This window comes from Paracoccus sp. (in: a-proteobacteria) (assembly GCF_030538695.1).
Lineage (GTDB): Bacteria > Pseudomonadota > Alphaproteobacteria > Rhodobacterales > Rhodobacteraceae > Paracoccus.
This window is the reverse complement of sequence record NZ_JAUNTN010000013.1, coordinates 1-14,190: the sequence shown is the minus strand read 5'-3', so window position 1 is coordinate 14,190 and position 14,190 is coordinate 1. Positions and strand designations below refer to the sequence as shown.

Below are 14,190 nucleotides of genomic sequence, written 5' to 3'. Positions count from 1 at the left end.
TTGGCGCTGCGCCCGGCTTCCCTTCTCACGTCAACCCCGGTCTTAACCCGTTCGAGGTCATGCAATGAACGACCAATCCCCCAACACCGCGTTCCACGATTCGTCCTTTTTGCAGGGCCATAATGCGGAATATGTCGAACAGCTTTATGGCCAGTGGGCGAAAGACCCCTCGGCGGTGGATGCCGCCTGGGATGCGTTTTTCAGCGGCCTTGGCGATGATGGTGATGATGTTGCACGAGAGGCTGCGGGCGCAAGCTGGCGCCGTGCCGACTGGCCGCCGCAGCCGGGCGATGACCTGACGTCGGCGCTGACCGGCGAATGGCCGATGGCCAGCAAGACCGAAGCCGATGCCGCGATGAAAAAGATCGCAGGCAAGGCGGGCGAAAAGGGCGTTTCGCTGACGGATGAACAGTTGCGCCGCGCGGTGCTGGACAGCATCCGGGCGTTGATGCTGATTCGCGCCTATCGCATCCGCGGCCATCTGCACGCCGATCTGGACCCGCTGGGGATGCGCGACATGCCCTCGCATGGCGAACTGGACCCCAAAACCTATGGTTTCGGCCCCGGTGATCTGGACCGCCCGATTTTCATTGATAACGTGCTGGGGCTGCAAGTTGCCTCGATCCGTCAGATCACCGACCTGATGGAGCGCACCTATTGCGGCACTTTCGCGCTGCAATACATGCATATCTCGAACCCCGAAGAAGCCGCATGGCTGAAAGAACGGATCGAGGGCTACGGCAAGGAAATCGCCTTTACCCGCAACGGTCGGCGCGCCATTCTGAACAAACTGGTCGAAGCCGAAGGCTTTGAAAAGTTCTTGCATGTCAAATACATGGGAACCAAGCGGTTCGGCCTTGATGGCGGCGAGGCGCTGATCCCGGCAATGGAACAGATCATCAAACGCGGCGGTGCGCTTGGCGCCAAAGAGGTCGTGATCGGGATGCCGCACCGGGGCCGCCTGTCGGTTCTGGCGAATGTGCTGTCCAAGCCTTACCGGGCGATTTTTCACGAGTTTCAGGGCGGCAGCTATAAGCCCGAGGATGTGGATGGCTCGGGTGACGTGAAATATCACCTCGGCGCGTCCTCTGACCGCGAGTTTGACGGCAACAAGGTCCACCTGTCGCTGACCCCCAACCCTTCGCATCTTGAGGCCGTGAACCCGGTGGTGCTGGGCAAGGCGCGGGCCAAGGGCGACCAGTTGGGCGACCGCATCGACCGCACCAGCGTCATTCCGGTGCTGCTGCATGGTGACGCGGCCTTTGCCGGTCAGGGGATCGTTGCGGAATGTCTGCAATTGTCGGGGATCCGTGGCCACCGCACGGGCGGCTGCATCCATGTGATCGTGAACAACCAGATCGGCTTTACTACCGCGCCGCATTTCAGCCGCACCTCGCCCTATCCGACCGACATCGCACTGATGGTCGAGGCCCCCATCTTCCACGTCAATGGCGACGACCCGGAAGCCGTGGTCCACGCCGCCAAGGTCGCAACCGAGTTCCGGCAAAAGTTCCACAAGGATGTAGTGATCGACATTTTCTGCTATCGCCGCTTTGGCCATAACGAGGGTGATGAACCGATGTTCACCAACCCGGCGATGTATCAGCAGATCAAGACCCACAAGACCACGCTGCAACTTTATACCGAACGTCTGGTCAAGGACGGGCTGATCCCCGAAGGCGAGATCGAGGATATGAAGGCCGCCTTCCAGGCGCATCTGAACGAAGAGTTCGAGATCGGCAAGAACTTCAAGCCGAACAAGGCCGACTGGCTGGATGGCAAATGGTCCGGGCTGGAAATCGAAGGTGCGGAATATATCGCCGGCCAGACCGGCATCGCGCCCGAAACCATGGCCGAGATCGGCACCGCGCTGACCCGTGCGCCCGAAGGGTTTAACCTGCACAAGACCGTTGGCCGCCAGTTGGAAGCCAAGCAAAAGATGTTCGAGACCGGCGAAGGTTTCGACTGGGCCACCGGCGAGGCGCTGGCCTTTGGCAGCCTGCTGCTGGAGGGCAAGCCGGTCCGCCTGACCGGGCAGGATTCGACGCGCGGCACCTTCAGCCAGCGCCATTCCGCCTTTATCGACCAGCAATCAGAACAGCGTTACTATCCGCTGAACAACATCCGTCAGGGTCAGGCCGCCTATGAGGTGCATGACTCGATGCTGTCGGAATATGCGGTGCTTGGCTTTGAATACGGCTATTCGCTGGCCGAACCCAACGCCCTGACCCTGTGGGAAGCGCAATTCGGTGATTTCGCCAATGGCGCGCAGATCATGTTCGACCAGTTCATCAGCTCGGGCGAAAAGAAATGGCTGCGCATGTCCGGTCTGGTCATGCTGCTGCCGCACGGCTTTGAAGGTCAAGGCCCGGAACATTCCAGCGCCCGTCTGGAACGCTTTTTGCAAGGCTGCGCCGAGGATAACTGGATCGTGGCGAATTGCTCGACCCCGGCCAACTATTTCCACATCCTGCGCCGTCAGATCGCCCGGCCTTTCCGCAAGCCGCTGGTCATTATGACGCCGAAATCGCTGCTGCGTCACCCGCAGGCCGTCAGCCGCGCCGAGGAGTTCACCTCTGGCTCGACCTTCCACCGCATCCTGCCCGATGATGCCGAACGTGGCTATTCCGACACCAAACTGGTGGCGGATGACAAGATCCGCCGCGTGGTGATCTGCTCGGGCAAGGTCTATTATGACCTGCTGAAAGCGCGGGACGAGGCCGGGATCACCGATGTTTACCTGATGCGGCTGGAACAGTTCTATCCGTTCCCGGCGCAGTCGATGTCCAAGGAGTTGGAACGCTTCAAGGGCGCTGAAATCGTCTGGTGTCAGGAAGAACCCAAGAATCAGGGTGCGTGGACATTCGTTGAACCCAATATCGAATGGGTGCTGAAGCGCATTGACGCCAAACACCCGCGCCCCCGCTATGTCGGCCGGAACGCCGCGGCTTCGGTCGCCACCGGCCTCGCCTCGCGCCACAAGGCGGAACAAGAGGCGCTTGTGAACGAAGCTCTGAGCAACGAGGAACAGAAATGACCGTCGAAGTCCGCGTCCCCACCTTGGGGGAATCCGTATCCGAGGCGACCGTGGCCACCTGGTTCAAGAAACCGGGCGATGCGGTCGCACAGGATGAAATGCTGTGCGAGCTGGAAACCGACAAGGTAACGGTCGAGGTTCCCGCCCCCGCCGCTGGCGTTCTGGCCGAGATCATCGCGCAAGAAGGCGCAACGGTCGAACCCAACGCCCTGCTGGCGCAGATCAGTGAAGGCGCATCGGCCACCGTGAAGGAACGGGCGGAAAGCGCCGCTGCCGCCAAGGACCGCGCCGAAGCCAAGGGCCTGACCAGCGGCGGCGAGGCCCCGGCAGCCGATGGCAAGCCGGTCGATGTCATGGTGCCGACGCTTGGTGAATCCGTGACCGAGGCGACCGTGGCCACCTGGTTCAAGAAACCGGGCGATGCCGTGGCGCAGGATGAAATGCTGTGCGAGCTGGAAACCGACAAGGTTTCGGTCGAGGTTCCCGCCCCCGCCGCCGGTGTGCTGTCGGAAATCATCGCCAATGAGGGCGATACGGTCGAAGCGAATGGCAAACTGGCGGTGATCCTCGCCGGGGCAACGGCCAGCGCCACACAGTCTGAGCGCGCGGAAAGCGCCGCTGCTGCGAAAGGCCGCGCCGAAGCCAAAGGCTTGGGCAAGGATATCGAGGACGCGCCTTCGGCGAAGAAGGCCATGGCTGAAAAGGGCATTTCGCGCGATCAGGTCACAGGCTCGGGCAAGGATGGCCGGGTGATGAAAGAGGACGTGGCCAATGCCCGCCCCGCCACCAGCGCCGCCCCCGCCACCAGCGCCGCCCCCGCCCCGGTGGCTGCCCCGCGTGCGCCGTCCTCGCCCGAGGATGCGCGCCGCGAAGAGCGGGTGAAAATGACCCGCCTGCGCGCCACCATCGCCCGCCGTCTGAAAGACGCGCAAAACACCGCCGCGATGCTGACCACCTATAATGAGGTGGACATGTCCGGCATTATGGGCCTGCGCAACGAATACAAGGATGCCTTTGAAAAGAAACACAAAGTCAAACTTGGCTTCATGTCTTTCTTCGTCAAGGCCTGCTGTCACGCGCTGAAAGAAGTCCCCGAGGTCAACGCCGAAATCGACGGCGGCGACGTGGTTTACAAGAACTTCGTTCATATGGGCGTGGCTGTCGGCACCCCTACGGGTCTGGTGGTTCCGGTCGTGCGCGACGCCGACCAGAAAAGTTTTGCCGGGATCGAAAAAGAGATCGCCGAACTCGGTACGCGCGCCCGTGATGGCAAGCTGACCATGAACGACATGCAGGGCGGCACCTTCACCATCTCGAACGGTGGTGTTTACGGCTCGCTGATGTCCTCACCGATCCTGAACCCACCGCAATCCGGTATCCTCGGGATGCACAAGATTCAGGACCGCCCGGTTGTGGTCGGCGGTCAGATCGTCATTCGTCCGATGATGTATCTGGCGCTGTCCTATGATCACCGGATCGTGGATGGCAAAGGCGCCGTGACCTTCCTTGTCCGCGTCAAGGAGGCGCTGGAAGACCCGCGCCGTCTGCTGATGGACCTGTAACCCGAACGGGCGGCACCAGATCGGTGCCGCCCCTTTCCAAAAGGAACGGCCCCATGCAACTGCTGATGAATTATCAAATCGCCGATTACGCCGGTTTCAAGGCCGCCTTCGATGCTGATGCCGAAGATCGCGGCAATGCAGGCCTGTCCCTCTTGCAATTGTGGCGCGAAAACGACCGCAGCGCATGGGCGTTGTTTTCGGTCAGCGACGCCAAACGCGCGAATGACTATCTGAACGGGCCGGCGGGCGTGTTCAATGCGCAGGCCGGTGTGCGTTCTGCCACGCTGCATTTCGTGGAAACCGCATGACCACCGAGCTGACCGTTCTGGCGCTGGCGGCGCTTTTGCAAGCCGTCCAGATTGGCCTTGCCGGGGCGGTGATGAACCGCGATGTCGGTGCCGACTGGAACGCCAGCCCTCGTGACAGCCAGCCGCAATTCAGTCCGATCACCGGCCGGTTGCGCCGCGCCGTGAACAATCATTTCGAAGGGCTGATCCTGTTCACGATCGCCGTCATCACCGTAACGCTTGGCAACAGCGCCAGCCAGATGACGGCCATCTGCGCCTGGCTCTATCTGATCGCACGGGTGCTTTATGTCCCAGCCTATGCCTTTGGCTGGTCGCCCTGGCGTTCCGTTATCTGGGCCACAGGTTTTCTGGCAACGATGACCATGCTGCTGACCGCCCTGCTTTCTTCTTCATAAAAATATCCCGCGGGGGTCCGGGGGCGCGAAGCCCCCGGTTCCGCGGTCAAGGAAAGGAACCACCCATGTATGATCTTATCGTGATTGGCGCCGGCCCCGGCGGTTATGTCTGCGCCATCCGCGCCGCCCAACTGGGGCTGAAAACCGCCGTGGTCGAAGGGCGAGACACCCTTGGCGGCACCTGCCTGAACGTCGGCTGCATCCCGTCCAAGGCCCTGCTGCACGCCAGCCATATGCTGCATGAAACCCATGAAAACTTTGCGAAAATGGGCCTGATCGGGGATGCTCCCAAGGTCGACTGGAACAAAATGCAGGCCTACAAGGCCGACACCGTTGGCGGCAACACCAAGGGGATCGAGTTCCTGTTCAAAAAGAACAAGATCGACTGGATCAAGGGCTGGGCCTCGATTCCGGCAGCGGGCAAAGTGCGCGTGGGCGACAAGGATTATGATACGAAAAACATCGTCATCGCCTCTGGCTCGGTGCCGTCCAGCCTGCCGGGCATCACGGTGGATAACGACGCGGGCGTGATCGTCGACTCCACCGGCGCGCTGTCTTTGCCGAAAACCCCGAAATCCATGGTGGTCATCGGCGCGGGCGTCATCGGGCTGGAGCTTGGCTCGGTTTACAGCCGCCTTGGCGCGGATGTCACGGTGGTGGAATATCTCGACGCCATCACCCCCGGCATGGACGGCGAGGTGCAAAAGCAGTTCCAGAAAATCCTGACCAAACAAGGACTGAACTTCGTGCTTGGTGCAGCGGTTCAGGGGGCCGAGGCTGGCAAGGATGGCGCAACCGTCACCTATAAGCTGAAAAAAGACGACAGCGAACATCAGATCAGGGCCGATGTGGTGCTGGTCGCGACGGGCCGCAAACCCTTTACCGAGGGGCTTGGTCTTGATGCCCTTGGCGTGAAACTGACGGAACGCGGCCAGATTGCCACGGACGCGCATTCGGCCACCAACGTGAAGGGCATCTACGCCATTGGCGATGCCATCACCGGCCCGATGCTGGCCCATAAGGCCGAGGATGAGGGCATGGCCGTCGCGGAAACTATCGCAGGCAAACATGGCCATGTTGATTATGACGTGATCCCCGGTGTGATCTACACCACGCCCGAGGTCGCCAGCGTCGGCCTGACGGAAGAAACCGCCAAGGCCAGCGGTCGCAAGATCAAGACCGGCAAGTTCCCCTTCATGGGCAATGCGCGTGCCAAGGCGATGATGCAGGCTGATGGTTTCGTGAAGATGATCGTGGACGCCGACACCGACCGCGTGCTTGGCTGTCATATCATTGGCCCGAATGCGGGCGAAATGATCCACGAGGTTTGCGTGGCCATGTCTTTTGGTGCCTCGGCCGAGGATATTGCCCTGACCTGCCACGCGCACCCGACCTGTTCGGAAGCCGTGCGCGAAGCGGCGCTGGCCTGCGGCGCCGGTGCAATCCACGTTTAAGCAGAAAGCCGCCGGGGCGTCAGCGCCCCCTTGCAGCGGCTTTGGCGCGGACATAGGGATCGGGCGGCCTTCTTGGGCCGCCCTTTTCTGATGGAAACATGATGAACCGTCGTTATTTTCTTGGCTCTGCCCTTATCCTGACCGCGCTGTCAGCCTGTGGCAGCGCACCCCGATCGCAGCAACAGCCGTTAACTCAAGCGCAAGACCGGCTGGCGCTGTATCCGAATGAAACACCCGAATTGCGCCGCAAAATCAACTATTGGGCGGCGCATCACGAAGTTCCGGTCGATCTGGTTCACCGGCTGGCCATCCGCGAAAGCCGTCACCGTCCCAAGGCCCGCAATGGTCCCTATTATGGCCTGCTGCAAATCCTGCCCGCTACGGCCAAAACGATGGGCTATCGCGGCACCCCGGAAGGGCTTCTGGATGCCGATAACAACCTGAATTATGGCGTGAAATATTTGCGCGGTGCCTATCTGGTCGCGGATGGCAACCATGATGCCGCGATTAAATGGTATGCAAGCGGCTATTACTACGAGGCCAAACGTAAGGGCCTGTTGCAAGAAACCGGATTGCGGGCCTGACGATTCTGCCGGGCGGCACATGCCACCCGGCAAAACAATTCAGCCCGGCGTGCTGTAAACCGCCGCCCAAAACACCGTGCGCCCGTCGCTGCCAATAGCGCGACCGATCCCGAAGTCGGTCATTTGCGGGATCAGGATATTGCTGAGATGGCCGGAAGATGCATTCCATTCCGCCAGAACCCGGTCGAGGCTGAACGGCCCTGCCGCGATATTTTCCGCAATGATCTGCGGTGAAAAGCCCAATGCTTTCGCCCGTGGCCGTGGCCCCGTCGTGGTTGACCCGGCATGAGACATAAACCCGCGTTTTGCCATATCGCAAGCATGGGCCGCAGCAGCGCGGGCCAGCACATCATTGGCCCGCACAGGCACCTGCCCCTGCGCCCGGCGTACGGCACTGGTCGCCGCCGCACCCTTGGCGTTATCTGCCGCGCTGGTGGTAAAGCATTGCGCCTGACCGGGGGCCGCAGCCTGCACATCATAGGGGCTGGTCCCGTCAGCGGGCGAGGAACCCTGGCCGCAGGCCGTCAGGATCAGGGTAAAGCCAAGGGCAAAGAGGCGAGTCAAAGTCATCGGTTCAAGCCTGTAAAACACTTCCCTGAACCGACCACACTCCCACACAAAAATCAACGATTACTTGGCATTATAGTTAAGCAGCCGTTAACCGATCAGCCTTGTGCCACCGCCATAAGTGACTTGATAATGCCGCGCCAGCCGCATTAAAGCCAGCCGCAGAACGACCTTGCCGGAACGCGCCGACCAGCCCAGACGGCGCTCGGTCGCCTCGACACCTTCCAGAAAACAGCAGACCCGCAGCACCACATCTCCCATCCCCGGCCCAAGATCCCGCAGGGCCGCCGCCACCCGATCGCGCGCAGCGAAAGAACCGTCACCGCCAGTTCCCCGCCCCGCCTCGACCCCAGAGGTCATAAAGCGATCCCAATTCTGGGTGACACGCGGTCCGAGCTGCGCCAGCTCGAAATCCTCACGGATGCGCTCGGCTGCGGCAATTTCGTCGCGGCTGAGGAAGGGCTTGCCATCCGGCCCACGTCGCCGCGCCAGCAATTGCACCGGGCTTTCGGCAAGGTTCACCCGCGCCCGGCGGCGCTGACCGGTCTCGGGATCTTTGATAACGCGCCGATCCCAAACCCGATGCGCCTGCGCGGCCTCCGGGCCAAGGTCGACCGCTTGCGCAGTACGCAGATCAGCCGCCCGCAGCACCGGGCCAGCCCCCCCCCAACATCGCCCGCAGCGCCGCCCGCCCCGAAGCCGTCAGGACATAGCGAGCGATGCGCCCCTGCCCGATCAACTCAACCCAGCCTTGCAGCGCCAGATGCTCGGCCAGGGTGGCATCCAGAATCGCGGTGCGCATCTCATCTCGGCTGACAATGGCCTTGTCCATCCCGGCCGCCACCGCCAGCACCGCGCCCGGCTCAGCCAGACGACGCAGGATGCGCTGAAGCTGGCGCTGATCCGCCGCAGAGGCCGGGCGATCCAGCGCCGCATCCACCAGCGGATCATCGCGGCGGCTTTCAAAACGGCGAATCCGGCGCATCATGGTTGAGGGATGGCAACCCGCTTCTCGGGCCAGTGCGCGAATGGATTCGCCGTTTTCAACGTGGCGGCGATACATGGCGCAATCGGGATGCAACGCGGTTTTCGGGGTCAGATCGGCAGGCAGAAGGCTCATCTTTGATCCTGTAATTCCTTGGGGTTTACGCCCTTGGGTTGTTTCACCGATAGGTTCGGCAGGCTGATATGCTTACCAATCGCTAAGAATGGTTAAGGAATCCCTGCCAAAGCGCCCGCGCATCCTCCGCACAGCGCAACACACGCAAAAGCTGTTTCATTCTGGCCATATCAGTAATCAGGAGTTCCCGATGCACCGTCAGAATTGCATGATTATCGCCTTTCCCAGCCGCGAATCGCTGCGCCGCCCCCGACTTCTGGTCCGGGCCGCGCAGGCCGGACAAAGCGGCTGGCGACGCGAACGTGACCTGCCGCGTCTGCTGCGCAACGATCACTTGCCGACAGCGGATGTTGCGCTACCGCGCCTGCGGGCCGAGGAAGCCCGTCTGAACGAGGCGCGGCTGAACCGCGCCCCGGATTACGACCTGCACCGCCATATCCGGCTGCTGATCGCGCTTCTGGCAGAAATCCGCGCTCAGCGCCCGCGGAACAGCGAGCCAAGAACGCCGCGGATGATCGCCCGGCTGGCCTGATTGGTGACTTGCCGCGTCAGGGTCTTACCCAGCGTGCCAACCAGATCTTCGGCAATCGAAGTCTGCTGCGCCGCCTTGATCTGCGGCGCGGAATATCCGCGACTGCGGGCGCTGCCGCCCTCCATCTTGAACAGATCATCGACCGCCTTGGCCTTTTCGGCCTCGGCGGCGGCTTCTTCGGCGCGGCGCGACAAGATTTCAAAGGCCGATTCGCGATCGATCACCTGATTATATTTCAGCCCCAGCGGCGAGGTTGCCATGATCGCCGTACGCTCATCATCCGTGATCGGGCCAAGCTGCGTGACCGGGGGCCGCACCAATGTGCGCTGAACCATGCCCGGCACCCCCTTGTTTTCCAACAGAGATGTCACCGCCTCGCCGGTGCCGACATGCTGGATCGCATCCACTGTGTCAAAATCAGGATTAGCGCGGTAGTTCTGCGCCGCCTGACGCAGCGCCTTTTGATCCTTGGCCGTGAAGGCCCTCAGCGCGTGCTGCACCCGATTACCAAGCTGCGACAAAACCGAATCAGGCACATCGGTCGGGTTTTGGGTGATGAAATACACCCCCACCCCCTTAGAGCGAATCAGCCGCACCACCTGCTCGATCTTGTCCAGCAGCGCCTTGGGTGCATCATTGAACAGCAGGTGCGCCTCATCGAAAAAGAACGCCATCACCGGCTTGTCCGGGTCGCCCACCTCGGGAAGCTGCTCGAACAGCTCGGACATCAGCCACAAAAGAAAGGTCGCATAAAGGCGCGGCGCGCTCATCAGCTTTTCTGCAGCCAGCACGTTAATCATCCCGCGCCCCTGCGCATCCTGCCGGATCAGGTCCGACAATTCCAGCGCCGGTTCTGCAAAGAACAGCCCGCCTCCCTGATTTTCCAGCACCAGCAACGCCCGCTGAATCGCCCCCACGCTGGCGGTCGAGACATTGCCATATTGCAGCGAGATCTCGGCCGCATTCTGGCCCAGCCAGACCAGCATCGCCTGAAGATCCTTCAGATCCGCCAGCGCGAGGCCCTGCTCATCAGCGATGCGGAAGGCAATGTTCATCACCCCCTCCTGCACCGCCGTCAAATCCAGCAGCCGCGACAGCAACAGCGGCCCCATTTCGGCTGGCGTGGTGCGCACGGGATGGCCCTTTTCACCCCAGATATCCCAAAAAGTCACCGGCAATTTGCGATATTCCAGATCAAGCCCGATGGTCGCGGAACGGTCGGTGAAAGCCTGATGGGTTTTCGCCTGATCGCTGCCCGGCTTGGCGATTCCCGACAGATCGCCCTTCACATCCGACAGGAAAACCGGCACCCCGGCCATGGAAAACCCTTCGGCCAGAACTTGCAGCGTGACGGTTTTCCCTGTCCCGGTCGCCCCTGCGATCAGCCCGTGGCGGTTGCCGTATTTCAGCAGCATTTGCTGGGCTTCGGCATAGTCCTGACCACCGCCGCCAACGAATAAGGTTCCCTGATCCAGATCGACGATTTGCACGTTTTTCACCCTTTGCGTCAGAAAATGCGTCCGCGTGAACGCTTTATTAAGACCTCTGTGCCATGAAGAAGCCATCCGGCCAAGTAGCTCCGTTTGGCTGGTGTTCCTTCTTGTCCCTCGCCGCAGCCTTCGGGCTGCGGCGTTTCCAAGGCGGAAAGGCCCGCAGTCGCGTAAGGATAAAGGCAGAAAATAGATGATGTCAGATTTGTGAAAGTGATTGACCCAAGCGCAGAGCGGCTCTAGCTTCGGCCCCAATAAGACCGGCCAGTCCGGCAGGGTGGGAACGGAAAAGGGTCGCTATTGCGGCCCTTTTTCCATGTTCATGCAGGGGGCTGTCGCCGCAGCTCGCGCGGGGGTGATCGTTCGCGCTGATGTGTGCGGCGCATCGGTCGTCAGTGAACGGCAAGGAATGACAAGCCGGTTTCGGCATGATAGCTCAAGAGCAAGCCTTGAATGGCCCATTCAGAAAGAAAGGAATGACCATGGCAGTCAAGACCTCTCCGGCCCTGCTGGCCGCGATGCTGACCATTGCCGCTTCGGCAGGCGCAACTTTCGCACAAGACGCGGCCACCACCACGCCGCTGCCACAGGCCGCCGCCAATGCGGTTGAGGGTGCGGCCACCGCCGCAAGCGACGCAGCAAATGCCGCTGCGGATGCTGCCAATGCCGCGACTGAAGCTGCTGCCAATGCCACTACTGAGGCGGCGGGCGCAGCTGCGGATGCCGCTGGTGCAGCCGCAGATGCGGCTGCCGGGGCTGTTCAGGATGCCGCCGCAGCAGTGGCGGGTGAGGCTCCGGCCACCACCGAAGCAACGACGGCAACCGAAACCCCGGCGGCGGACGGCACCGCCGCAGCACCCGCAGAAACCGCCCCGGCCGAAGGTGAAGGCACGGAACCGCAACCCGGCTCCAGCTATACCCGCGCGACCCATGGTGACTGGACCATGCGCTGCATCCACACCGCTTCGAACACCGACCCCTGCGAGCTGTATCAGCTGATGAAAGACAGCAATGGCACTGCTGTTGCCGAACTGTCGCTGATCCCGCTGGAAGGTCAGCGTGGCGTGGCGGCTGGCGCGACCGCGGTTGCACCGCTTGAAACCGACCTGATGCACGGGCTGACCATGCAGATCGACAGCGGCAAAAAGAACGCTTACCCGTTTGCGGTCTGCACCCCTGTCGGCTGCGTGTCGCGCATCGGCCTGACCAATGAGGAACTGACCGCAATGAAGCGCGGCAACAAGGCCACTGTGACCCTGCTGCCCTTTGGCGCCCCCGAAGATCAGGCCGTGGACCTGAGCCTGTCGCTGACCGGCTTTACCGCCGGCTATGACGCGCTGGCCGCCTATGCCGCCGAACTGCGCGCCGGCGCTGCGGCTGCAAACTGATCCAAGCAAGAAACATCGGGCGTCCGGCTGACCGGGCGCCCTCAACGGTCAAGGCTTGGTGATCTGGCCGACGAAATGTTGCCGGTGCCGCCCGTCACCGTTTCTTGGTGTTTCTGTTACGCGAACCACGAAAATTGTCGCTCAAGTAATCAAGCGTATCTGTTTTCCAATTCCATCAACCAGAAGCCTCCGGATGCCGCGTGACATGGCGCTGCGTTTCAGAAATCGCCGCTTGGAAACAACGGGCCGCTTCATGGTCTTGAAACTGTCAGACCCCGCGCGGAATGATTGAGTTGCTTTGCCCGAACGCCCAATGCGTCTTCTTGCCGGAACCGGGCGACGATAACGGCATCGCCTTTCTGGGAAAACGATCAAAGCAGAAACCAGCATGAGGCATTGCAAGGCTTATTTGCGACAAACGCCACATAACCCGCTGCTTTCAGAATCTCCTCCTCAAAAGCCTTGCGATAAAAGATTGCCGCTTCTGTCCAGCCCCTTACTTATCATCTGCCATTCTGGCACCAGCACCATTTCCATATTCGCGGACCCATCTATTTTTCTTATATAAACCAAATCCTTGCAACAAAAGCAATCAGCCTGCATCCGGGTGCCATTCGTCATGCGTATCCGGCGCATCTTGCAACAAGACCCTGAGCAGGCTTGATGAAACCCATTCTCCGGACTGCTGCTCAGAGCCATCAGGCGGATTGGTAAGCTAAACGCGCGCTGACAGCCTGCCCGATCCCCTGCCCTGCCCCAGCATGACCGGGATATAAACGCCCCCAGCCCATCAGAAAAAACCTTCTGGATCAGACCCTTGCCGCATCACAAAGCAGCCAGCCGGTCGGCATCACCAGCACCATCAACCGTCAAGCGCCTCACTAAACCCGGCGCAATGCGATAACCGCATTCAGCCCGCCAAAGGCAAAAGCATTGGACAGGACCGCATCGACACGCGCCTCACGCGCCTCGTTCGGGACCACATCCAGCGCACATTCCGGGTCGGGTTCTTCGTAATTGATCGTCGGCGCAATCACCCCATCGCGCAGCGCCATGATACAGGCCAGCATTTCGATCGCCCCGGTGCCACCAATGGCATGGCCATGCATCGACTTGGTGGACGAGATCATCAGCCGGTCAGCATGATGGCCGAACGCATGGGCAACAGCGGCACATTCGGTCTTGTCATTGGCCGCCGTTCCGGTGCCATGCGCGTTGATATAGCCCACGCTTTCCGGGTTCAGCCGGGCATCCTGCATCGCGCCGGTAATGGCACGTTCGGCCCCCTGCGCGCTTGGCATAACAATGTCCTGCGCATCAGAGGACATTGCAAAACCAATGACCTCCGCCAGAATATCCGCACCACGGGCAACCGCGTGGTCATAATCTTCAAAGACGAAAACCCCGGCACCCTCGCCCTGAACCATGCCGTTGCGATTGGCCGAGAACGGACGGCAGGCGTCCTTGGACATGACGCGCAACCCTTCCCACGCCTTGACGCCGCCAAAGCAGAGCATCGCCTCGGCCCCGCCGGTCAGCATGACCCGCGCCGCGCCGGATCGCACCATCTGGAACGCCAGCCCCATCGCGTGATTGCTGCTGGCGCAGGCGGTGGCGACGGTAAAGGACGGGCCACGCAAGCCGAACTCCATGCTGACATGGCTGGCGGCGGCGTTATTCATCAGCTTAGGCACGACAAAGGGGTGAACGCGGTTCTTCCCTTCCTCGAACACGGTGCGGTAATTTTCGTCCC

Annotated in this window: 13 protein-coding genes; 8 read left to right on the top strand and 5 right to left on the bottom strand. The window is 61.3% G+C overall.

Translation table 11 applies throughout. The features are described 5' to 3' along the window. Positions 1–64: 64 nt before the first annotated feature. The 6 genes from Q4G24_RS08605 to Q4G24_RS08580 all read left to right on the top strand — a co-directional run bounded on the left by Q4G24_RS08605 (position 65) and on the right by Q4G24_RS08580 (position 7,340). Positions 65–3,037, top strand: coding sequence for a 2-oxoglutarate dehydrogenase E1 component (locus Q4G24_RS08605; protein ID WP_303366110.1), 2,973 nt, complete (start codon positions 65–67; stop codon positions 3,035–3,037). After that, complete coding sequence (odhB, locus tag Q4G24_RS08600) at positions 3,034–4,599, top strand: 2-oxoglutarate dehydrogenase complex dihydrolipoyllysine-residue succinyltransferase (RefSeq protein ID WP_303366109.1); 1,566 nt, start codon at positions 3,034–3,036, stop codon at positions 4,597–4,599. Before Q4G24_RS08605 ends, odhB begins: the two co-directional genes overlap by 4 nt. A 53-nt stretch (positions 4,600–4,652) precedes the next feature. Further along, the gene (locus Q4G24_RS08595) at positions 4,653–4,907 is read left to right on the top strand and encodes a hypothetical protein (RefSeq protein ID WP_303366108.1); all 255 of its coding nucleotides are present in this window, start codon (positions 4,653–4,655) and stop codon (positions 4,905–4,907) included. Beyond that, entirely contained in the window at positions 4,904–5,302 is a 399-nt protein-coding gene (locus Q4G24_RS08590) for an MAPEG family protein (RefSeq protein ID WP_303366107.1), read from the top strand. The genes Q4G24_RS08595 and Q4G24_RS08590 overlap by 4 nt, the downstream gene beginning before the upstream one ends. A 65-nt stretch (positions 5,303–5,367) precedes the next feature. Continuing rightward, positions 5,368–6,756, top strand: a complete 1,389-nt coding sequence (gene lpdA, locus Q4G24_RS08585; protein ID WP_303366106.1) for a dihydrolipoyl dehydrogenase — start codon at positions 5,368–5,370, stop codon at positions 6,754–6,756. A gap of 98 nt (positions 6,757–6,854) precedes the next feature. Continuing rightward, positions 6,855–7,340, top strand: a complete 486-nt coding sequence (locus Q4G24_RS08580; RefSeq protein WP_303366105.1) for a lytic transglycosylase domain-containing protein — start codon at positions 6,855–6,857, stop codon at positions 7,338–7,340. Between the two features lie 39 nt (positions 7,341–7,379). Here Q4G24_RS08580 and Q4G24_RS08575 read toward each other — a convergent pair whose 3' ends face one another. From Q4G24_RS08575 to Q4G24_RS16625, 3 genes are all read right to left on the bottom strand, one after another. Then, positions 7,380–7,910 (bottom strand): CAP domain-containing protein, encoded by a 531-nt coding sequence (locus tag Q4G24_RS08575; RefSeq protein WP_303366104.1) that lies wholly within the window; start codon positions 7,908–7,910, stop codon positions 7,380–7,382. An 87-nt stretch (positions 7,911–7,997) separates the two neighbouring features. Continuing rightward, positions 7,998–8,558 (bottom strand): DUF6456 domain-containing protein, encoded by a 561-nt coding sequence (locus tag Q4G24_RS16630; RefSeq protein ID WP_368660936.1) that lies wholly within the window; start codon positions 8,556–8,558, stop codon positions 7,998–8,000. Beyond that, positions 8,542–9,027, bottom strand: a complete 486-nt coding sequence (locus tag Q4G24_RS16625) for a hypothetical protein (RefSeq protein ID WP_368660935.1) — start codon at positions 9,025–9,027, stop codon at positions 8,542–8,544. Before Q4G24_RS16625 ends, Q4G24_RS16630 begins: the two co-directional genes overlap by 17 nt. Before the next feature lie 88 nt (positions 9,028–9,115). Between Q4G24_RS16625 and Q4G24_RS08565 the strand changes: the two genes are divergently transcribed. Further along, a complete protein-coding gene (locus Q4G24_RS08565) occupies positions 9,116–9,559 on the top strand; it encodes a DUF6477 family protein (protein ID WP_303366103.1) in 444 nt (147 codons plus the stop codon). Here Q4G24_RS08565 and Q4G24_RS08560 read toward each other — a convergent pair. Further along, the gene (locus Q4G24_RS08560; protein WP_303366209.1) at positions 9,502–10,974 is read right to left on the bottom strand and encodes a helicase HerA-like domain-containing protein; all 1,473 of its coding nucleotides are present in this window, start codon (positions 10,972–10,974) and stop codon (positions 9,502–9,504) included. The two genes, Q4G24_RS08565 and Q4G24_RS08560, sit on opposite strands and share 58 nt — an antisense overlap. Before the next feature lie 557 nt (positions 10,975–11,531). Between Q4G24_RS08560 and Q4G24_RS08555 the strand changes: the two genes are divergently transcribed. Next, a complete protein-coding gene (locus Q4G24_RS08555; RefSeq protein WP_303366102.1) occupies positions 11,532–12,437 on the top strand; it encodes an invasion associated locus B family protein in 906 nt (301 codons plus the stop codon). 881 nt (positions 12,438–13,318) lie between these two features. Here Q4G24_RS08555 and Q4G24_RS08550 read toward each other — a convergent pair. Further along, positions 13,319–14,190 (bottom strand): beta-ketoacyl synthase (locus tag Q4G24_RS08550; RefSeq protein WP_303366101.1); only part of this gene is annotated, 872 nt, incomplete at its 5' end.